Source organism: Streptomyces sp. NPDC002566, from assembly GCF_042889585.1.
Lineage (GTDB): Bacteria > Actinomycetota > Actinomycetes > Streptomycetales > Streptomycetaceae > Streptomyces.
This window is the reverse complement of record NZ_JBIARD010000007.1, coordinates 228,138-249,346: the sequence shown is the minus strand read 5'-3', so window position 1 is coordinate 249,346 and position 21,209 is coordinate 228,138. Positions and strand designations below refer to the sequence as shown.

General features: G+C 72.9%; 14 protein-coding genes. 12 read left to right on the top strand and 2 right to left on the bottom strand.

The features are described from left to right. The 5 genes from ACFYXA_RS27940 to ACFYXA_RS27920 are packed head-to-tail and all read left to right on the top strand — an operon-like array spanning position 1 to position 5,708. Positions 1-1,080, top strand: a complete 1,080-nt coding sequence (locus ACFYXA_RS27940; protein ID WP_352245805.1) for a glycosyltransferase family 4 protein — start codon at positions 1-3, stop codon at positions 1,078-1,080. Beyond that, positions 1,077-1,832, top strand: a complete 756-nt coding sequence (locus ACFYXA_RS27935) for a sugar phosphate nucleotidyltransferase (protein WP_352245740.1) — start codon at positions 1,077-1,079, stop codon at positions 1,830-1,832. The genes ACFYXA_RS27940 and ACFYXA_RS27935 overlap by 4 nt, the downstream gene beginning before the upstream one ends. Beyond that, the gene (locus ACFYXA_RS27930; protein ID WP_352245739.1) at positions 1,829-2,977 is read left to right on the top strand and encodes a DegT/DnrJ/EryC1/StrS family aminotransferase; all 1,149 of its coding nucleotides are present in this window, start codon (positions 1,829-1,831) and stop codon (positions 2,975-2,977) included. The genes ACFYXA_RS27935 and ACFYXA_RS27930 overlap by 4 nt, the downstream gene beginning before the upstream one ends. Continuing rightward, entirely contained in the window at positions 2,962-4,815 is a 1,854-nt protein-coding gene (locus ACFYXA_RS27925; RefSeq protein WP_352245738.1) for a beta-galactosidase trimerization domain-containing protein, read from the top strand. Before ACFYXA_RS27930 ends, ACFYXA_RS27925 begins: the two co-directional genes overlap by 16 nt. A gap of 35 nt (positions 4,816-4,850) precedes the next feature. Further along, positions 4,851-5,708, top strand: coding sequence for an amidohydrolase family protein (locus ACFYXA_RS27920; RefSeq protein ID WP_352245737.1), 858 nt, complete (start codon positions 4,851-4,853; stop codon positions 5,706-5,708). Between the two features lie 11 nt (positions 5,709-5,719). On the opposite strand, the gene ACFYXA_RS27915 is transcribed toward ACFYXA_RS27920, so the two are convergent. Next, positions 5,720-6,490: an alpha/beta fold hydrolase gene (locus ACFYXA_RS27915; RefSeq protein WP_352245736.1), complete on the bottom strand. Its 771-nt coding sequence runs from the start codon at positions 6,488-6,490 to the stop codon at positions 5,720-5,722. Positions 6,491-6,593: 103 nt separating this feature from the next. Here ACFYXA_RS27915 and ACFYXA_RS27910 point away from each other — a divergent pair, with 103 nt between their 5' ends. Next, positions 6,594-7,940, top strand: a complete 1,347-nt coding sequence (locus ACFYXA_RS27910) for a PLP-dependent aminotransferase family protein (protein WP_389037781.1) — start codon at positions 6,594-6,596, stop codon at positions 7,938-7,940. Between the two features lie 33 nt (positions 7,941-7,973). Here the strand turns inward: ACFYXA_RS27910 and ACFYXA_RS27905 are convergent, their stop codons facing one another. After that, positions 7,974-8,630 carry an aspartate/glutamate racemase family protein gene (locus tag ACFYXA_RS27905; protein WP_389037778.1) on the bottom strand — a complete coding sequence of 219 codons (657 nt, stop codon included), beginning with the start codon at positions 8,628-8,630 and terminating at the stop codon, positions 7,974-7,976. Between the two features lie 262 nt (positions 8,631-8,892). Here ACFYXA_RS27905 and ACFYXA_RS27900 point away from each other — a divergent pair, with 262 nt between their 5' ends. The 6 genes from ACFYXA_RS27900 to ACFYXA_RS27875 are packed head-to-tail and all read left to right on the top strand — an operon-like array spanning position 8,893 to position 21,194. Further along, positions 8,893-10,224: a condensation domain-containing protein gene (locus ACFYXA_RS27900; protein WP_389037775.1), complete on the top strand. Its 1,332-nt coding sequence runs from the start codon at positions 8,893-8,895 to the stop codon at positions 10,222-10,224. A gap of 4 nt (positions 10,225-10,228) precedes the next feature. After that, entirely contained in the window at positions 10,229-11,629 is a 1,401-nt protein-coding gene (locus ACFYXA_RS27895) for a condensation domain-containing protein (protein ID WP_352245732.1), read from the top strand. A gap of 4 nt (positions 11,630-11,633) precedes the next feature. Then, positions 11,634-14,150: a condensation domain-containing protein gene (locus tag ACFYXA_RS27890; RefSeq protein ID WP_389037770.1), complete on the top strand. Its 2,517-nt coding sequence runs from the start codon at positions 11,634-11,636 to the stop codon at positions 14,148-14,150. Next, positions 14,147-16,993, top strand: coding sequence for an excinuclease ABC subunit UvrA (gene uvrA, locus ACFYXA_RS27885; RefSeq protein WP_389037767.1), 2,847 nt, complete (start codon positions 14,147-14,149; stop codon positions 16,991-16,993). Before ACFYXA_RS27890 ends, uvrA begins: the two co-directional genes overlap by 4 nt. Then, positions 16,990-18,036: an alcohol dehydrogenase family protein gene (locus tag ACFYXA_RS27880; RefSeq protein WP_389037764.1), complete on the top strand. Its 1,047-nt coding sequence runs from the start codon at positions 16,990-16,992 to the stop codon at positions 18,034-18,036. The genes uvrA and ACFYXA_RS27880 overlap by 4 nt, the downstream gene beginning before the upstream one ends. After that, entirely contained in the window at positions 18,033-21,194 is a 3,162-nt protein-coding gene (locus ACFYXA_RS27875) for an amino acid adenylation domain-containing protein (protein WP_389037761.1), read from the top strand. The genes ACFYXA_RS27880 and ACFYXA_RS27875 overlap by 4 nt, the downstream gene beginning before the upstream one ends. The last annotated feature ends 15 nt before the right edge of the window (positions 21,195-21,209 follow it).

Genomic DNA, 21,209 nt, shown 5'->3' with positions numbered 1-21,209 from the left:
ATGCGCGTCCGCTACGTCCACCGGGGGTACTTCCCGGCGCGCGCGGGAGCGGAACTGATGATGCAGTACCTCGCCGAGGGCATGGCCCGGCGCGGCCTCGACGTCCGTGTGCACTCCGGCCGCATGGACGACGACTCCGCCCGGTTCATGGCGGGCGTCGGGGTCCGCGTCGAGCCCGTGCCGCGGGCCGCGGACCCCGGTGACGACGACCGGCCCGACGTGGTGCACGCCTTCGACGCCTTCCACCCCGAGGACCTGCGGACCGGTCTGGAACTGGCCCGCGCCTGGAACGTCCCGTTCGCCGTCACCCCGGCCTCCGCGGCCGGCGTCTGGCCCGACCGGGAGGCCGTGCTCGACGCCTGCCGCCGGGCCGACGCCGTCTTCGTCCTGACCGCCGCGGAACGGGACCTGATGGAGGCTGAGGGCGTCCCCCCAGGGGCGCTGCACATGGTCACCCAGGGCCCGCATCTGCCCGGCGCCGCGGATCCCGAACGGTTCCGGCGCGAGCGCGGCATCACCGGGCCGATGGTGCTCTTCCTCGGCCGCAAGATGCGCTCCAAGGGCTACACGGTGCTCCTGGAGGCCGCCCGCTCCATCTGGGAACGGCACCCCGACACCCACCTGGTGTTCCTGGGGCCGCGCTGGGACGAGGACTGCCTGGAGCAGTTCGCCGCCCACGCCGACCCGCGCGTCATCGAGGACGGCCTCGTCGACGAGGACGACAAGCACAGCGCCCTGGCGGCCTCGGACCTGGTGTGCCTGCCGTCCACGGTCGACGTCTTCCCCCTCGTCTACGCCGAGGCCTGGGCCTGCGCCAAGCCCGTCGTCGCCTCCGACTTCGCCGGCAGCGCGGACGTCGTCCGGCACGGCCTGGACGGCCTCCTGGCCGCCGCCGAACCCGGGCCGGTCGCCGACGCGGTGTGCCGGCTCCTGGACGACCCGGCCGAGCGGATCCGGATGGGACGGCAGGGCAACGAAAGACTCCGGCGCGAGCTGACCTGGGACGCGACCACCGACCGCGTCCACCGGGTCTACTCCGCGCTCGTTTCCGCACAGCGTCACAAGGAGGGGGCCCGATGAAAGCAGTCGTACTGGCGGGGGGAGAAGGGCGCCGGCTGCGTCCGGCCACCCTGACCGTCCCCAAGCCGCTGATGCCCGTGGACGGCATGCCGATCCTCCACATCATCCTGCGACAGCTGCGCAACGCCGGATTCACCCACGTCACCCTCTCCCTCGGCTACCGCGCCCACATGATCGAGGACAGCTTCGGCGGCCGCCACTGGGAAGGCCTGGAACTCGACTTCCGCCTGGAGACCGAACCGCTGGGCACGGCAGGACCGCTGGCCCTGCTGGAACCGTTCGACGACGCCACCCTCGTGATGAACGCCGACCTGCTCACCGACATCGACTTCGCCGACCTGTGGTCCGTCCACAAGAAGTCCGGCGCGTCCGCCACCATCGCCCTCACCCCGCAGAGCGTCGACATCGCCCACGGCGTCGTCCGCATCGACCAGGACCGCCAGGTCGTCGACTTCCGCGAGAAGCCGCGCATGGAATTCCTGGTCAGCGGCGGCATCTACGTGCTCGACCCCGGCCTGCTGCGCTTCCTGCCGCCCGCCGGCCGCCACGACATGCCCACCCTGCTGGAGACCGCCCGGGCGGCGGGCGAACGCATCGAGGGATACGTCTTCGACGGCGAGTGGCGCGACATCGGCACCCCCGAGCAACTGGAACGCGCCGCCCGCGCCTTCCGCGCCGACCGCGCCCGCTACCTCGGCGCGCAGGGGCCCGCCGCCGACAGCCCCACCCGGAAGGAGACCGTCCGCCGATGAGCGACTGGAAGGTCCCCCTGTACCGCCCCGAGATCGGCGCCGCCGAGGCCGACGCCGTCGCCGACGTCCTGCGCTCCGGCTGGCTCTCCACAGGACCCGTCACCCAGGACTTCGAGACCCGCTACGCGGACGCCCTCGGCGTGCACGGCGCGGTTGCCGTCAGCAACGGCACAGCCGCCCTCCACCTGGCGGTCCTCGCCCTGGGCATCGGTCCCGGGGACGAGGTCGTCATGCCCTCCCTCAGCTTCGTCTCCGCCGCCGCCACCGTCACCCTGGCCGGCGCCACCCCCGTGTTCGCCGACATCGCCTCCGCGCACGACCTGTGCGTGGACGTCGACGACGTCGCCCGCCGCATCACCCCGCGCACCAAGGCGATCGTCGCCATGCACTACGGGGGGTACGCGGCCGACCTCACCGCCCTCGCGGAGCTGGCCCGCTCCCACGGCGTCGCCCTCGTCGAGGACTCCGCGCACGCCCCGGCCACCCGCACCCCGCACGGCATCCTCGGCACCGTCGGCGACATCGGCTGCTACAGCTTCTTCGCCACCAAGAACCTGGCCACCGGCGAGGGCGGCATGGTCGTGGCCCGCGACCCCGCCCTGCTCGCCCGGATCCGCCGGCTGCGCTCGCACGCCCTGACCGCCAGCGCACAGGACCGCCACCGCGGCGGGCCCTCCGTCTACGACGTCGACGGCTTCGGCCTGAACTACCGGCCCACCGAGACGAGCAGCGCCCTCGGCCGCGTCCAGCTCGCCGGCCTGCCCGCCGCGCAGGCCCGCCGCCGGGCCGTCGTCCGGCACTACCGCGAGCACCTCGCCGACCTTCCCGGCATCATCCTGCCCTTCGCCGACCGCCCCGTGGAGGAGAGCGCCCACCACCTCTTCCCCGTCCTGCTGCCCGAGGGCACGAACCGGGCCGAGTTCCAGGACCGGCTCAAGGCGTCCGGCATCCAGACCGGCGTGCACTATCCGCCCAGCCACCTGTTCACCGCCTACCGCGAGCGGTTCGGCACCGGCCGCGGAGACCTGCCCGTCACCGAACGTGTCACCGACGCCCAGCTCAGCCTGCCGCTCTACGCGGGCATGGGCGCCGAGGAGACCGCGCTCGTCGTGGAGGCGGTGAGGCAGGCATGGACGGCCCCGTGACCCCGCCCGGCCGGCTCACCCTCGACGGCGGGACGTTCCGGCGCGACGGCAGCCCCTACTTCGCCGTCGGCTTCAACTACCACCCCTCGCAGGCCGGTTGCGCCTACTGGCGCACATGGGACCCCAAGACGCTGGACGCCGACTTCCGGAGGATGGCCGAACTCGGCTTCAACACCGTCCGGTTCTTCGTCTTCTGGGCCGACTTCGAGCCCGTGGAGGGCGTCTACGACGAAGAGAAGACCCATCGGCTGCGCGAACTGGCCGCTCTCGCGGAACAGCACGGCCTGTACTGCCTGCCCTCCCTGCTCACCGTCTGGATGAACGGCCAGCGCTTCGAACCTCCGTGGCGCCGCGGCCGCGACCTGTGGCGCGACGAGACCATGGCCGAACGCCAGCGCGCCTTCGTCGGACACATCGCGGGAGCGCTGCGCGACACCCCCAACATCCTCGCCTACGACCTGGGCGACGAGGTCATCCACGTCGACTCCGCGGCATCCGCCGCACTCTCCCCGGACGAGGTACGCCGCTGGTGGGCCCTGCTCGCCGACGAGATCCGCGCCGCCGACCCCGCCGCACTGGTCCTCCAGGCCAACGAGGCCTCGGCGGTCACGGGCGGCCACGCCTTCCGCCCCGAGCACTCAGGCCCGCTCGACCTCGTCGGTCTGCACGGCTTCCCGGTGTGGAGCCCCTTTCACATCGAGGCCGTCGACTCGGTCAAGGCCAGCTCCTTCGTGCCCTACCTGGTCCGCCGGGGCCGGGCCCACACGGCCGTCCTCGTCGACGAACTCGGCAGCTACGGCTGCGACGAGGACACGGCCGCCCGGTACCTGCGGGCCACCACGCACAGCGCCTTCGCGGCCGGCGCCGCCGGCACCGCCGTGTGGTGCTGGCAGGACTTCACCACCGAGGACAAGCCCTACGCCCTGCGGCCCAACGAGCGGTTCGTCGGACTGGTCGCCGCCGACGGCAGGCTCAAGCCCGCCATGGACGCCTACCGGGAGTTCGCCGCCCGGGCTACGGGCGAACTCGCCGGCTTCGCACCCGCCCCGGCCGCCGTCGGCGTGTTCCTGCCCGAGGAAGACCCCGGGGACGCCGCCTACCTCGCCGCCGGCGGATCGGGCGAGGCCGCCGGCTTCTACGCCCACCTGCTCCTCCAACGCGCCCACCTGCCCTACGAGTTCGCAAGCCCGGACGCCCTGGACCGATACGCCCTGGTGGTCTGTCCCTCCGTGACCCACCTGTCCCTGCCCGACCAGCAGCGGCTGCGGGCCTACGTGGCAGGCGGCGGCACCCTGCTCTACACCACCGGCGACCTGCTCCACGCCTTCGGCGGCGAAGACCTGTTCGGCGTCCGGATCCGCGACTACACCCTGGACCAGGCCGCCGCGGACTCGTTCACCTGGCAGGGCGTCCGCTACCCGGTGCACCGGACGCCCGGCCAGATCCCGCTCCTGGAAGCGGTGGGCGCCGACGTCCTCGCCGCCTTCCCCTGCGGCGCGCCCGCCCTGACCCGGCATCGCCACGGCCGGGGCGTCGCCTACCACCTCAGCGCGCCGCTCGAAGCGGGCATCAACGCTCCCTACCGGCTTCATGAGGCGCCCTGGCACCTGCTCTACGCGGGCCTCGCCGAAGCCGCAGGCATCGAACGGGAGATCGCCGCCGACGAGCCCGCCGTCGAGACCACCGTCCTGCACCGCGGCAGCGAGCGCTGCGCCGTGGTGGTCAACCACGCCCCCACGAGCGTGTTCACCACCCTGCGCCGGCCCGGCGCCGCACCCCTGGCGACCGAGGTCGCCCTGGAACCCAAGGGCGTCCGCCTCGTCCGCTGGCACGCCTGACCCGCCTCCCGCACCGAAACGGAAACCGCACCCACGTGATCATCGATTCCCATGTCCACGCCGGTGAGTACCACCGTCACTACACCGCCGAGTTCGCGGACCAGATGATGGCGACCACCGGACGGCCGCCGCAGGCGTTGTCCGCGCCCGAGGCCGCGCTGATCGCGGAGATGGACGCCGCCGGGGTCGACATGGCGTTCCTGCTGGCCTTCGAGGTCAGCAGGGTCGAGGGCTTCTCCGTGCCCGGCGAGTTCGTGGCGGGGATGTGCGCCCGCCACCCGGGCCGGTTCGCCGGCTTCGCCTCGGTGGACGCGGGCCGTCCCGGAGCCGCAGCCGACCTCCGCCACGCGGTGACCGACCTGGGACTGCGCGGGCTGAAGACCGCCCCCTGCTACCTGCGCATGTCCCCGGCCGACCCGCTCTGGTACGACGTGTACGCCACAGCCGAGGAACTCGGCGTCCCGGTGCTCGTGCACACCGGCTACACGCCGTCGAAGAAGGCCGACCCCCGCTACTTCTCCCCGCTCCTGCTGGAGCCCGTCGCCCGCGACTTCCCCGGCCTCACCCTGATCCTCGCCCACCTGGGCACCCCCTGGACCGGCCCCTGCGTGGAACTGCTCGCCCGCCACCCCAACCTCTACGCGGACCTGTCCATCTTCGGCTCCTACCGACCGGCTCCGACGGTGGCCGCGGCGCTCGCGCACGCCCGCAAGGAAGGCGTACTCGACCGGCTGCTGTGGGGCACCGACTACCCGTTCGCCACCATGACCGACTCGGTGACCCGGATGGCCGAACTGGCCGGCGATCCGCAGCTGTGGCCCGACGGCGCCCCGCTGACCCCCGAGGAGCACTCGGCGCTGATGGGCGGCACCGCCGCGAGGCTCCTCGGATGACGGGCCGCGGGTCAGACACCGTGCGGGGCGCCCGTCAACTGCTCACCCACCAGGGAGACGAGCTCGGCACGGTGCTCCACGAGATAGAAGTGCCCGCCCGGGAACGACCGTTGCCGAAAGCCGGCGGTGGTCAGCTCCGCCCAGCCGGCGAGCTCCTCGACCGGGCAGGCAGGGTCGCTCTCGCCGCCGAACGCGGTCACCGGCGCGGACAGCGGGGCCGGCCGCTCGGGACGGTACGCACCGATCAGCCGGTGGTCGGCGCGCAGCGACGGCAGCACCAGCGGGAGCAGTTCGGGATCGTCGTAGGCGACCGCGTCGGGCTCGCCGAGCCGGCGCACCGAGGCCAGCAACTCGTGGTCGTCGCGTGGCGCGGACGGTGGAGCCGGCAGCCGGTGCGGCGCCGCCCGGCCCGACACGAACAGCCGCTCCAGCACCAGACCGCTGCGCCGTTCCAGCCGCAGAGCGACCTCGTAGGCCACCGAGGAGCCCATGCTGTGGCCGAAGAACGCCACCGGCAGCCCCAGATACGGGGCGAGAGCCGCCGCGACCCGGTCCGCCAGCTCCTCCATCGTCTCCACGCAGGGCTCCCGCAGGCGGTTCTGCCGCCCCGGGTACTGCACCGCCAGCAGATCCACTTCGGGCGGCAGCAGCCCGCCCCACTCCCGGTAGGAGCTCGCCGCGCCCCCTGCGTGCGGGAAGCAGACCAGCCGCACCCGCGGCGCCCGCGCCGGCTGGTGCCGGAACCACCGCTCCGAGCCCGCGCCGGGCTCCCCTCGCGACACCACGGCGATCCCCCTGTTCCTCGACGACGTCCGAACCGCAGCCTAGCCAGGACCTGTTGGCGCAGGTCCCGTCCCCCTCACCCCGTCCGCCCCGCCCTGTGCCATGCAGGGCCCCGCAGAACCGGCAGGTGACGCCGTGCCCACCACCACATCCCTACGGCCGCTCGCCCTCGGCGAGCTGCACAGCTCGCTGAGCGACCCGGCCCTGACGTCGATGACGCTGCTCAACGAGATCGCCGGCCGCTTCCCCGCCGCGGTCAGCTTCGCGGCGGGGCGGCCGTACGAGGGCTTCCACGAGCCCGAGTCGCTTCAGCGGCACATCGGCGTGTTCCGCGACCACCTGGAGGCGGACCTCGGGCAGAGCCCGGAGCAGATCCGGCGAACGCTGTTCCAGTACGGCCGCACCAAGGGCACGATCACGCACCTGGTGGCCCGGCACCTGGAGGTCGACGAGGGCCTGTGCGTCGACCCCGAGTCGGTGGTGGTCACCACCGGCTGCCAGGAGGCGATGGTGCTGGTGCTCAGGGCGCTGCGCCGGGACGAACGGGACGTGGTCCTCGCCCCCGCTCCCACCTACGTCGGATTCATCGGCGCGGCCCGGCTGGTCGACATGCCGGTGCGTCCGGTGCTCGAAGGCCCCGAGGGCCTCGACCCCGAGGACCTGTCCCGCCAGATCCGCGCGGCGCGGGCCGAGGGGCTGCGCCCGCGTGCCTGCTACGTGGTGCCCGACTTCGCCAATCCCGGCGGGGCGTCGATGCCGCCGCAGCGGCGCCGGCAGGTGCTGCGGATCGCCGAGGAGGAGGACATCCTGCTTCTGGAGGACAACCCCTACTCCATGTTCCAGACGAGCGGGGTCAGACCGCCGACGCTCAAGTCGATGGACGAGCAGCGCCGGGTGGTCTATCTGGGCTCGTTCGCCAAGTCCGCCTTCGCCGGGGCGCGGGTGGGCTACGCGGTGGCGGACCAGCCGGTCGCGGAGGGCAGCGGCGCCGGACTGCTCGCGGACGAACTCGCCAAGCTCAAGAGCATGCTCACGCTCAACACCTCCACGGTCGCCCAGGCGGTCATCGGCGGTTTCCTGCTGGAGAACGGGTGCAGCGTGGAGCGGGCGGTGACCCGGGAGGCGATGGTCTACCGGGAGAACCTGCGGGCCGTCCTGTCCGGACTGGAGGCCCGATTCCCGGGCTCGTCGGCCGACGAAAGGGGCGGTGTCGAATGGAATGCGCCGGGCGGCGGAATGTTCGTGGTTCTCACCGTCCCCTTCCGGGCCGACGAGGAGGCCTTGGAGGAGTCCGCGGAGCGTTTCGGGGTGCTGTGGACTCCGATGCATCACTTCTACGCCGGAGCGGGCGGATTCCGTCAGATGCGTCTCTCCTTCAGCGTTCTGACGCCGGCCGCTGTGAACGAGGGACTCGACCGCCTCGCCGCATTCATCGCCCACCGTTCATGAGAGGCCGCCTCGCCTCAGGTCCGCCAGGCCCGGTCAGCGGTAGAGCTCCGCCAGGCAGGCGTCGGCCAGCGCGTCGAGGCTGGAGACCATGTGCTCCGGCGGCAGGCCGGCGGCGGCATGGGCCAGCGGGAGTTCGGTGCAGGCGGCGAGCACCGGCGCGTCGATCTTGTCCCGGAGGGTCCGCACGGCGTCCCCGAACACGGCGCCGGACTCGGCCGGGCGGCCCGCCTTGACGAGCACGCTGGCATCGTGGACCAGCTCCTGCACCTCGTCGGGCGGGACGAACAGCGGGTAGCCGAGTGCCTCGGAACGGCGCTGGTAGAGGCCGCTCAGCACGGTTCCCGTGGTTGCCGCCAGCCAGCTGCCCCCCGGGCTCGTCCGCATGGCGGCGGCCAGACTGGCGTCGATGATGTGCACCACGGGCACCGGCAGTTCGGTGCGGAAGCGGTCGACGAAGGCGTGGGCGGTGTTGCACGGCACGGCGAGCAGGTCCGCGCCCCAGCCCGCCAGGGTGCGCAGACCCTCGCGCAGCGGGGCGAGCGGAGCCTCGTCGCCGGCGACGAGGGACGCGGTCCGGTCGGGTATGCCGGGCTCCGACAGGAGAATGACGCGGGGGTGTTCCTGATCAATGACCGCCGGCGCTTTGACGGCGAGAAGGCGAAGGAATTCGGCTGTTGCGGAAGGGCCCATTCCGCCGAGAACTCCAAGAGTTCCGGCAGGCGTGCGGAGATTCATGAGGATTTCTCTCGGAGATTCTTCACCAGCGAACTCATGGCGGGATCGTACTATACGCCACGGCCCGTCAATTGCCTTGTGCATGAGTAAAGTTGAGAGATGTGCGAGGGGCCGGGCGGCGACTCTTGCGTGCATGATCACCGATGTGTTTGGATGGCGGCCCCGCCGAATGGACGTGCAATTCGGGGGCCCGGTCAGGAAAGCGAGGTTGCGGCCAGTGACGGAATTACCGCTGTCCCACGCCCAGCAGGGCATGTGGTTCCTCGAGCGGTTTTCAGGCACCTCGTTCGTCGACCCGATGACGTTCCGCCTGGAGGGCGACCTGGACGCCCCGGCCCTGCACTGGAGCCTCCAGGAGCTCGTCCGCCGGCACGAGGCACTGCGCACCCGCTTCCCCGTCACCGGAGGCCGGCCCGCCCAGGAGGTCCTCCCCGCCGACCAGGCCGGCCCGGCGATGCCGCTCACCGACCTGTCCGGACTGCCGAGATCGCGAAGGGAGCCGGAACTGCACCGGCTGCTGCTCGAGGACCAAGGCCGCCGGTTCGACCTGGCGCGTGGACCCGTCGTCCGGGCCGCGCTCTACCGGCTCGGCCCCCGCGAACACGTCGTCCGCGTCACCACGCACCACATCGTCTCGGACGCCGTCTCCTGGTGGTCGGTCCTCTTCCGCGAGCTGGAGCGTCTCTACGCCGCCCGCCGCGCCGGTCTGCCCTCCCCGCTCGAGCCCGTCCGCGCCCCCTACTCCGCCTTCGTCCGCTGGCAGCGGGACTGGTTGGAGAGCCCCGCCGCCGCACGCGAACTCGCCTACTGGCGACGTGAACTCGAGGGCGCGACCCCGTTGCCCGAACTCGACCTCGCCCGCACCGCCGCGAAGGCCCCCGACGGTGCCCCCGAAGTCCGGCGCACTGCCTCCGGCCGCCAGGTCGCCACCCGCTGGCTCACCTTCCCCCAGCCGCTCTACGACGCCCTGCGCGACCACGCCGGGCGCGAGCGCGCCACACCGTTCATGATCCTGCTCACGGCGTTCACAAGCCTGCTCCACCGGCACACCGGCGCCCACGACATCCTCGTCGGCACCCGCGTAGGCTTCCGCGGCCGCCCGCAGTTCGACCACACGGTCGGCTTCCTGGTGAACCTGCTCCCGCTGCGCGTACAGGTCCCCGGGGGCGGCGATTTCGGGGACCTGCTCCAGGCCGTGCGCCGCAGCACCCTCGGCGCCTACGTCCACCGCACCCTGCCGTTCGAGCGCCTGGTCGCCGACCTCGGCCTCCAGCGTCGCGGCAGCCGCCCGGTGGTCAACGTCTGCGTCTCCTTCCAGTCCACCCCCGAGGTGCCCCCGGCCCTCGACGGCCTGAAGGTCACCCTGATCAACCACGACCCGTTCAGCGCCTTCGACCTCGACCTCGGCTTCTACGAGGAGGACGGCGCGCTGCGGGCCCTGCTGACCCACGACCCCGCCCAGTACGACGACGAGGCGGCGCGGAGCCTGCTCGACGAACTCCAGCAGACCCTCACGAGCGTCCTGCGCCCGACCGCCACGAAGGTGTGACCCGATGTCCGACGACCGGAGCAAGCAGAGCGCACCGCTCTCCCTCACCCAGGAACAGTTGTGGTTCCTCACCCGGCTCGACCCTTCGAGCGCCTTCTACAACACCACCGCGACCTGGGACCTGACCGGCCCGCTCGACCTCGGCGCCCTGCACACCGCCCTGGCACGGACCATGGACCGCCAGCACATGCTGCGCACCGCCGTCACCGAACTGGACGGCGTTCCCCGCCAGAGCGTCGAGGACGGCGTCGCCGTGCCCCTGACCGTGTCCGACCTCACCGCTCTGCCCGAGGACGAGCGTGCGCCCGCCGCCGACCGCCTCGTCAGCGAGGAGGTCCACGCCCCCTTCGACCTGCGCACCGCGCCGCTCTTCAGGGTCCGGCTGATCCGAACCGCCGCCGACGAGCACGTCATGGTCTTCGTGATGCATCACATCGTCGCCGACGGCTGGTCCCTCCAGGTCCTCGTCCAGGAGGTCGCGGATCTCTACGCCGCGGCCGTCACCGGCGCCGATCTGGAACTGGCGCCCCTCCCGAAGCAGTTCGCCGACTACGCCGTCCAGCAGCGCGAGCGGCTGGCCGGGCCGCGGCGCGAGAAGCTGGTCTCCTACTGGAGCGAACGGCTGGCCGGCGCCCCGGGCGTCCTGGAACTGCCCACCGACCGGCCCCGGCCCGCCGAGGCGAGCTTCAGGGGAGACCGGCACACCTTCACCGTCCCGCAGCAGACCCACCTGGCGCTCACCGCCCTCGGCCGAAGCGCCGGCGCCAGCCCGTTCATGACCTGCCTCGCCGCGTTCGCCGTCCTGCTCTCCCGCTGGTCGGGACAGAACGACATCCTCCTCGGCACCCCTGTCGGCAACCGCGACCGGGCCGAATGGACCTCCGTGGTCGGCTACTTCGCCGACACCCTCGTCATGCGCACCGAACTCGCCGACGACCCCACCTTCACGCAACTGCTCGCCCGCGTCCGCCGCTCCTCCCTCGACGCCTTCGTCCACCGCGACCTGCCCTTCCGGGCGCTGGTGGAGGCACTCGAGCCCGAACGGGCCCCGCACCGGAACCCCCTGTTCCAGGTCATGTTCATCCTCCAGAACATCCCGCCGCGCCGCCGGAAGGTCGAGTTCGCGGGACTCACCATGGCGCTGCGCGAAGACGTCCGCACCACGTCGATCTTCGACCTGCGACTCGACCTCTTCCAGTCGGAGCACGGACTGCGCGGCCAACTGGAGTACAACACCGACCTGTTCGACCGGGCGACGGTCGAGCGGCTGGCGGGCCGGTACCTCGCGTTGCTCGCGGACGCCTGCGCCGCACCCGACACCGCGGTCTCCGCCCTCTCGCTGGGGGCGCCGCCGCCCGCCGACGACCTCGGCGCCGGATTCAACGACGACCTCGAGGAGGCGTAGCAGCGTGGAATGGGCCACGAAGATAGCCGGGCTGTCCCCCCGGGAGCGCAGGGGACTGGAGGAGCTGATGGCCTCCGGCGCCCAAGGCCTCAACCTGTTCCCGCTCTCCTTCACCCAGGAGTGGGTGTGGTGGAACGCCCGCCTCAAGCCGGGTACCTCCCTCTACAACTCGCCCATGGCGCTGCGCATCGAGGGCGCCCTCGACGCGGGGGTCCTGGAGCGAACCCTCCAGGAGCTGGTCACACGGCACGAAGTGCTGCGGACCAGCTTCCACCACCTGGCCCGCACCGTCGTCCAGGCCGTCGAACCGGTGCCGCCGCGGTTCGAGCTGCCCGTGGAGGACCTCTCCGGCCTCGACCCGGGCGAGCGGGACCGGGTCGTCGAGCGGCTCGCCGTCGAGGAACGCGCGCGCCCCTTCGACCTCACCCTGGGCCGTCTGCTGCGCGGCCGGCTGCTCCGGCTCGGGACGGACGCCCACGTCCTGCTGCTCACCACCCACCATCTGGCCACCGACGACTGGTCGATGCGGATCCTGCTCGGCGAGATCGTCACCCTGTACCAGGCGTTCAGCGAGGGCAAGCCGTCGCCGCTGCCCCCGCTGCCCATCCAGTACGCCGACTTCGCCGTATGGCAGCGCGACTGGCTCGACGACACACGCCTGGAGACGGAGTTCTCCTACTGGGCCGAGCGGCTGGCCGGCGTACCGGTCCCGATGGACATGCCCACCGACCGGCCCCGGCCGGCCACCCGCACCTTCGCTGCCCTGGTGCACTGGTTCGACCTCCCTCACGCACTGTCCGAGCGGGTCCGCGAGCTCTCCCGAGCTGTCGGCGTCACCCCCTTCATGACCCTGATGGCCGCGTTCCAGCTGTGGCTGCACCGCACCTGCGGCCATGACTCCTTCACCACCAGCACCCTCACCGCCTACCGGGACCGCGCCGAAGTCGCGGGCGTCATCGGCGACTTCGGCAACCTCGTCGCCGTGCCCGCGGATCTGCGCGGCACCGGTCTCACCTTCCGGGAACTCGTCGTCCGGGTACGGGACGCGGTCCTGGAGACCCACGAGCACGCCGACGTCCCCGCCCACCGCCTGTCCCTGCGCCTGGCCAAACGGCGCGAGGACAGCCACAATCCGATCTCGCAGGCCATGTTCTTCTCCGTGCACGCCGAGCACAGCATGGCCGCCCTGGAACTGCCGGGTCTGCGCTTCAAGCAGCTCAAGGCCGCCGCCGAACGCCCCTCGACCCCCTTCGACATCGAGCTGCGGCACTTCGAGCAGGTCGACGGCATGCGCATGCAACTGCTCTGCAACGCCGACCTCTTCGACGAGGACACCGTGCCTCGTCTGGCGGCCCAGTTCACCGCCGTCCTGGACGCGGCGCTCAGCGGCCCCGACGCCCCGGTGGCCGGCCTCGACATCGCCGCCCGGCCCCCGGCCGTCCAGCAGGCCGCTGCGCCTCTCGCGGCGCGGGCCGCAGGACCGGTGGAGTCCGTGCGCGCGCTGGCCGCCGACGACCCGAGCCGCCTCGCAGTGGTCACGCAGGACACCAGTCTGACCTACGGCGAACTGTGGGACCGCGTCGCGGACGCACCTACACCGCAGGCCCTGGTCGCCCTCGTCGACGCCCTCGCCGGCACCGGCACCGGAACCGACGCAGAGTGCCCGCCCGGGCTGCTGGAGCAGTGGTCGACGGCACTGGACCTGACCTCGGCGGACCGCTTCCTGCGCACCGCCCCCGCGGGCACCCCCACCGCCGCGCTGGAAACCCTGCTGCCGCTGACCGCGGGCGCCACCCTCTGCCTGGCGCCGCACACCCGGGTCCAGCCGGCCCCCGCCCACCTCCGAGCGACCGTCGCCGCCCTGCCCGGCCCGCTCCTCGCCGGGCTCGCCGCACTGCCCCGCACCCCGCTCGCCGGCCTGCGGGCCGTCGTCGCCACCGGCGGCGACCCCGTACGGCTGCCCGACCTCGTGGGCCTGCGACTCCTGCGGGCCCTCGGCGCCCCCGGGCAGCCGCCCCTGCCGTTCACCGACCTCGGCCCCGGCCATCGCGGCCCCCTCGTCGCCGACCCCGGCGCGATCCTGCTGGACCCGGCCGGCCGGGAGGTCCTCGACGGCTGCGAAGGGCAACTCCACCTCGCGGCGTCCCCCCGCACCGCCCCGGTCGCGACCGGCGTCGCCGCCCGCCGGCTGCCCGGCGACCGCCTCGAACTCCTGGGCCGCCCCGGGGAACACGTCGAGCGCGACGGCTACCGCGTCCGGCCCGCCGACGTCGAATGGGCGCTCACCTCCCACCCCGACGTCCACGCGGCCGTCGTGACCACCGCCCCCGACGGAACGATCACCGCCCACGCCGAGACCTCCGAGACCGACCCCGCCGCGCTGCGCGCCCACCTGCGCCGCCGCCTCCCAGGCTTCACCGCCCCCGACACCCTGACGGTCGGCGAGCGGCTGTCGCTGACCCCCGACGGCCGTATCGACCGGGACTTCGCCCCGCTCTCCCGAGGAGCCACCGCACGATGAGCACGACCAGCGACACCCACGACCGGGACTGGATGGTGCTCAAGGGCGTCCGCCAGCACAACCTGGACATCGCCGAACTACGGCTGCCCCGCCACGGAGTCACCGTCCTGACCGGCGTCTCCGGCAGCGGCAAGTCCTCCCTGGCCTTCGACACCATCCACGCCGAGGGGTACCGCCAGTACCTGGAGAGCCTCTCCGCCTACGTGCGGCGCAAGCTGCCCAAGGTCCCCAAGCCGGCCGTCGACTGGATCAGCGGGCTCAGCCCCACCGTCGCCATCGAGCAGAAGACGATCAGCCGCAACCCCCGCTCCAACGTGGGCACCATCACAGAGATCTCGGACCGGCTCCGACTGCTCTTCGCCCGCGCCGGCCACCACCACTGCCGCACCTGCGGCGGCGACATCCACCCGCGGGACGCCGCCGAGCACCTCGACTGGCTGCGCGAGAACGCCCGCCAGGACCGGCTGGAAGTGGGGCAGCCGCCCGACGGCGACCGGCCGGGCCGCTTCCTCGCCGCCGTCGGCCCCGAATCCGGCGCCGCCGAACTGTCCGCCCTCGGCGAGCACATCGAGTCCGCGCTGCGCACCGGACGCCACCTGGTCGTACGGCGCGGCACACAGACCGTCCGGCACATCAGAGAGGGCTTCTTCTGCGCCGACTGCGGCACCCGGGCCCGCGCCACATCCTCACAGTGGTTCACCCCCAACTCGCCGATCGGCATGTGCGAGGGCTGCGAGGGACTCGGCTTCATCCTGCGCGTGGACCCCGCCCTGCTCGTCGGCGACGAGAACGAGTCCATCCGCTCCGGGGCGCTGACCTTCTTCGGTGACCGCCGCGGCAGCAAGAAGACCTGGTGGCCGGTGCGCGAACTGCCCGACCTGGTCACCCTCGGCGGCGGCAGCCTCGACACGCCCTGGCGCGAACTCCCGCCCGGGCTGCGCGAGGTGATCCTGCACGGATCCTCCGCCCTCGACCTGGCACCCGAACTCGCCGAACGACTGCGGCGACAGCCCTTCGAAGGCTTCACCGGACACATCGAGCGCCTCTTCAGAGAAGCCGACTCACCGGGACGCAAGCAGTTCTACCAGGTGTTCATGTCGGCCATCACCTGCACCAGCTGCTCCGGCACCCGCCACCACGCCGAGGCCCTCGCCGTCACCCTCGCCGGCGTCAACATCGCCGAGGTCAACGCCCTGCCCATCACACGCCTCGGCACCTGGCTGACCACCGTGCGCGGCGAACTGGAACACGGCTTCCTGTCCGACATCGCGTCCGAACTGCTCGAACAGATCGCCGCACGCATCGAGTTCATGCTCGACGTCGGCCTGCACTACCTCTCCCTGGACCGCTCGGCGCCCACCCTCTCGGCGGGCGAGGGCCAGCGGCTGCGACTGGCCCGCCAGCTCGGCAGCGGGCTCGTCGGAGTCACCTACGTACTGGACGAGCCCTCCATCGGCCTGCACGCCAAGGACAACGGCCGGCTCATCGGCATGCTGCGCCGGCTGGCCGCCGCCGGCAACGCCGTCCTCGTCGTCGAACACGACCGCGAGACGATGGAGGCGGCCGACCACCTCGTGGACCTCGGACCGGGCGCCGGCACCCGCGGCGGCCGGGTCGTCGCCGACGGCCCCGCCGCCGACGTCATCGCCCACCCCGACTCCCGCACCGCCGCCTACCTGCGCAACGAGGCCCAGGTACGGTCCCCGCGCGACACCCGCCGGGCACCCGGCGACCGGTGGCTCAGCGTCCGCGGCGCCCACCTGCACAACCTGCGTGACACGGACGCCGACTTCCCCGTCGGACTGCTGACCTGCGTCACCGGCGTGAGCGGCAGCGGCAAGAGCTCCCTGGTGACCCGAACCCTGCAACCCGCGCTGGAGGAAGCCCTGCGCTTTCGGCACCGACCCTCGGGCGCCTTCCGCGACCTCACCGGCTGGGAGCACTTCGAGCGGATCGTCACCGTCACCCAGGAGTCCATCGGCGCCTCCTCCCGCTCCACCCCGGCCACCTACATCGGCATCTTCGACGAGATCCGCAAGATGTTCGCCAAGACAGAGGAGGCCGTGCGCCGCCGCTACTCCACCTCCAAGTTCAGCTTCAACGCCGAACGCGGCGGCGGACGCTGCGACCGCTGTCTCGGCAAGGGCGTCATCCGCATCGAGATGCTCTTCCTGGCCGACGCCAGCGTCGAGTGCCCGTCCTGCCACGGTCTGCGCTACTCGCAGCAGACCCTGGAGATCCACTGCCGGGGCCTCAACATCGCCGAAACCCTGAACCTGGAGGCCGCGCAGGCCCTGGACGTCTTCCACGACGTCCCCGCCATCGCCGACCCCCTGCGGGTGCTGTGCGACGTGGGCCTCGGCTACCTCAAGCTCGGCCAGGACTCCATGACCCTCAGCGGCGGCGAAGCCCAGCGCCTCAAACTCAGCCGCGAACTGATGCGCGGCGGCCAGGGCCGCACCCTGTACCTCATCGACGAGCCCACCACCGGCCTGCACTTCTCCGATGTGCAACTGCTGCTCCAGGTCGTGCACGACCTCGTCGACCGGGGCAACACCGTGATCGTCATCGAGCACAGCGTCGAGTTCGCGGCGGCCAGCGACTGGATCGTCGACCTCGGACCCGGCGGCGGCGTCGACGGCGGAGCCGTCGTGGCCACCGGCCACCCCGAGTCCGTCGCCGCCGAACCCGCCAGCGCCCTGGCCCCGTTCCTCGCCACCCAGCTGTCCCACCTCGCCGCCGCCGGCCCGGCGGAACCGCCGCCCGCCCGGCCGCGCACGCAACCGGCTGCCCAGATCGAGTTCGACATCCCGGCGTCCCGCCCGGGGGAGGAGTCCGCATGAAGGCCCTTCAATGGCACGGCGCGTACAAGGTCCAGGTCTCGGACGACATCCCCGCGCCCACCCTGACCGATCCCGCCGACGCACTGGTCCGCGTGGTCAGGTCCGCGATCTGCGGCACCGACCTGCACCCCTACCGCGGCGAGATCGCCTCGTTCACCCCCGGCACCGTCACGGGCCACGAGTTCACCGGCGTCGTCGAGGAGGTCGGCGCGGACGTGCGCCGACTGCGGCCCGGCACCCGCGTCGTCGCCTCGGACGTCATCGCCTGCGGCGCCTGCTGGAACTGCCACCGCGGCTGGCACTACCAGTGCGAGCGCGTCGGCCTGTTCGGCTACGACACCGTGGTCGGCGACACCGCTTTCGCCGGAGGCCACGCCGAGTACGTGCGCGTCCCCTTCGCCGACGTCGTGCTCAGCCCGATCCCCGACGACGTCGACGACGAGCACGCCCTCCTCATCGGCGACGTCCTGTCCACCGGCTACGCCTGCGCCACCGGCGGCGAGGTACGGCCCGGCGACACCGTCGCCGTCGTCGGCTGCGGCCCCGTCGGCCTGCTCGCCATGAAAGCGGCCGGCATCCTCGGCGCCGCGACCGTCCTGGCCGTCGACCCGCTCCCCGCCCGCCGCGCCCTGGCCGAGGAACACGGAGCGCTCGGCCTGGCTCCCGGCGCCGACCTCGCCGAGCGGGTCCGCGAACTGACCGGCGGGCGCGGGGCGGACGTCGTTCTGGAGGCCGTCGGCACGGACGCCTCGCTGCTCACCGCACTGGAGATCGTCCGTCCGCGCGGCACCGTCTGCGCGGCCGGCGCGCACGCCTCCGAGGCGATGCCCATGCCCACCGGACTCGCCTTCGGCAAGGAGCTGACCCTCCGGTTCGCCGTGGGGGACCCCATCAGCGTGCGCGAACCTCTGATGAACCTGGTGCGCACCGGACGCCTCGACCCCACCTTCGTCATCTCCCACCGCCTGCCCCTCGCCGAGGCCGCCGAGGGCTTCCGCCTCTTCGACCAGGGGCACGCCTCGAAGGTGGTGCTGATCCCGTGACGACCCTGCACGCCCGGGTCGCCCAGCACGCCCGGCTCACCCCCGACGCGCCCGCCGTGCACTGCGGCGACCTGGTAATGGGCTACGGCGAACTCGACCGCCGCGCCGACGCGTTCGTCCCGCTGCTGCGAAGCCTCGGCGTCGGGCCGGAGACCCCCGTGGGCGTTCATCTGCGCCGCTGCCCCGAGCTGCCGGTGGCCCTGCTCGCCGTCCTCAAAGCGGGCGGCTACTGCGTCCCCCTCGACCCCGCCTACCCGCCGGAGCGCCTGCGGTCGGTCATGGAAGAGGTGGCCGCCCCGGTCGTGCTCACCCTGCGGGCCCTGCGAGAGGCACTGCCCCGCCACGAGAGCGCCGTCGTGTGCCTGGACGAACACGACGCCCCGGAGTCCGACAGCCCGGCCCCCCGGCCGCCCGCCGCGGCCCACCCGCAGGCCCTCGCCTGGGCCTCGTACACCTCCGGCTCCACCGGCCGTCCCAAGGGCGTCATGCTCTCGCACGGCCCGCTGGCCTCCCTGGCCGAGGGCATCGCCGACCGCCTCGGGCTCACGCCGGGGGACCGTGTCCTTCAGTTCGCCTCCATCGGCTTCTCCGTGGCCGCCGAGGAGATCTTCTCCACCTGGCACGCCGGCGCCTGCCTGGTCCTGGACCCCGAGGAGTCGCTCGCCGACGCCGCGAGCCTGCACGGCGTCATCGACAAGCAGCGCGTCACCGTCCTGCAGTTGACGCCCGCCTACTGGTACGAGTGGCTGCGCGAACTCGACCGCGACCCCGACGGGGCTCCCGTGCCGCCGAAGTCGCTGCGGCTGCTCGTCGTCGGCAGCGAGCAGGTCGCCGCGGACAAGGTGGGCGAGTGGCTGTCCGGCGGCGTCCGCCTGGTGCAGGAGTACGGAGCGACCGAAGGCACCGTCTCACAGCTGCTCCACGAGGTGACGGCGCCGGCCGCCGAGGTCCGCGCCTGGCCCCGGGTGCCGGTGGGAACCCCGCTGCCGGGGACCGCCGTACGCATCCTCGACGCGGCTCTGCGGCCCGTGCCGGACGGCGAGCCGGGGGAGCTGTACGTCGCCGGGGACGCCGTCTCGCGCGGCTATCTCGCCCGGCCGGGCCTGACCGCGGAGCGCTTCCTGCCCGACCCCTGCGCGGACGCCCCGGGCGGACGCATGTACCGCACCGGCGACCTGGCGCTGCGCCGCCCGGACGGCGCGGTGGAGTTCCTGGGCCGCATCGACCACCAGCTCAAGGTGCACGGCGTCCGGATCGAGCCCGGGGAGGTCGAGGCCGCCGTCGGGGCGTATCCGGGGGTCGCCCGCAACGCGGTGCTGGCGCACAGGTCGGCCACCGGAGCCGACCAGCTCGTCGCCTGCGTGGTCTGGGACGGCGAGCCCGATCCGGCCGGGCTGCGAACACACCTGCGCGGCCGGCTGGCCCCCGGGCTGGTCCCGGCCCGCTTCGTCGCCGTACCGGCGCTGCCCCTCAACCCGAACGGCAAGGTCGACCGGCGCGCTCTGCGAGAGCTCCCGCTCGGCCCGCCCGCGCCCGCGCCCGCCGACGCGGGCCGACGACCGCGTACGCCCGTCGAGGCTGCGCTCGCGGGCATCTGGTCCATGCTGCTCGGCCTGCCGACCGTGGGCGTGGAGGAGGACTTCTTCCTGCTCGGCGGGGACTCGCTGACGGCGACCCGGTTGTCGGCCCACATCCGTGAGGCGCTGGGCGCGGACGTCCGCCAGCACATGGTCTTCGAGACGCCGACGGTCGCCGGGCTCGCCGCCCGGATAGAGGCGGCGCGGTCCGCCGCACCTCTACCCGGCGGGGCCCTCTCCGGACCGCGCACACCACGGTCGGGCAGCGAGCCCGCCGGTAACGCCGTGGTGACCGCACCCGCTACCCCCGCGCAGCGGCAGATGTGGATGGCCCACCGGCTGGAGAGGTCCGCCGCCTACAACGAGCCGCTCGTCCTGCGGCTCGTCGGCCCCCTGGACCCCGCGCACCTTCAGGCAGCGGTGCGCGGACTCCTGAGGCGGCACGGCGTACTGCGCACCACGCTGCGCCTGGTGGACGGGAGCCTGACCCAGTTCGTCGCCCCGCCCGCCGCCGCGGACGCGCACGAACTGCGGCCGGTCGACGTCAGCGCACTGCCCACGGCCGAAGTCGACGCGCGGGTAGGCGCGTTGGTGTCCGAGCCGTTCGACCTCGCCCGCGGGCCACTGGTCCGCACGGCCTTGCTGCGGGTCGGCGCCGAGGAGTATCTGCTCGTCCTGGCGATGCACCACACCGTCTGCGACGGCTGGTCGCTGGACGTGCTCCAGCGGGACCTCTCCCGTCTCTACGGCGAGGCGCTGACCGGCGAGCCCGCCGACCTGCCCGATCTGCCCGTCGCCTACACCGACCACGCGGCGCTGCTGCACACCCTCGAGGACGGCCCGCAGGAGGCGGCTCAACTCGCCTACTGGTCCAGGCGACTCGCCGACGCGCCGGCGGTGACACGGCTGCCCCTCTCACCCGGCGCCGACCCGCTGCACCCCGGCGGTTCGACCCGCACGTTCATTGTCGACCCGGACACCGCCCGCAGGCTGCGCGCCCTGGCGGCCACCGAGCGGGCCACCCCGTACATGGTGCTCCTGGCCGCCTTCAAGGCCCTGGTCCATCGCACCGCCGGGGCCCGGGACATCGTCGTCGGCGCTCTGTCGTCCGGCCGTGAACGCCCCGAACTCGCCCATGTCATCGGCCTGTTCGTCAACACGCTGGCCCTGCGGACCGAGGTGCCCGAGGGGACCACCTTCCGGGAGCTGGTGCGCCGGGTCCGCGTCACCGTGCGGGAGGCGATGAGCCACCAGGACGTCCCCTTCGACCGGGTCGCACGGGAGATCTCCCCGCGGCGCGGCCGTGAGCACAGCCCGGTGTTCCAGCTGATGTTCTCCTTCGGAGGCACCACCGTCAGCGCCCCCGAACTGCCCGGCCTGACCGTGACGCGCGTCGCCGTGGGCACCGGTGCGGCCAAGTTCGACGCGGCGGTGGTCATCGAGGAGACGGCGGACGCGACACTGACGGGCGCCTTCGAGTTCCGCCTGGCCCGCTACGACGAGGAGGACACGCTCCGCTTCACCGAGCAGTACGTCCGGCTGCTGAGGGAGATGGCGAGCGACCCGGACGCCCGCGTGTGACGGGACGCGGCGCGC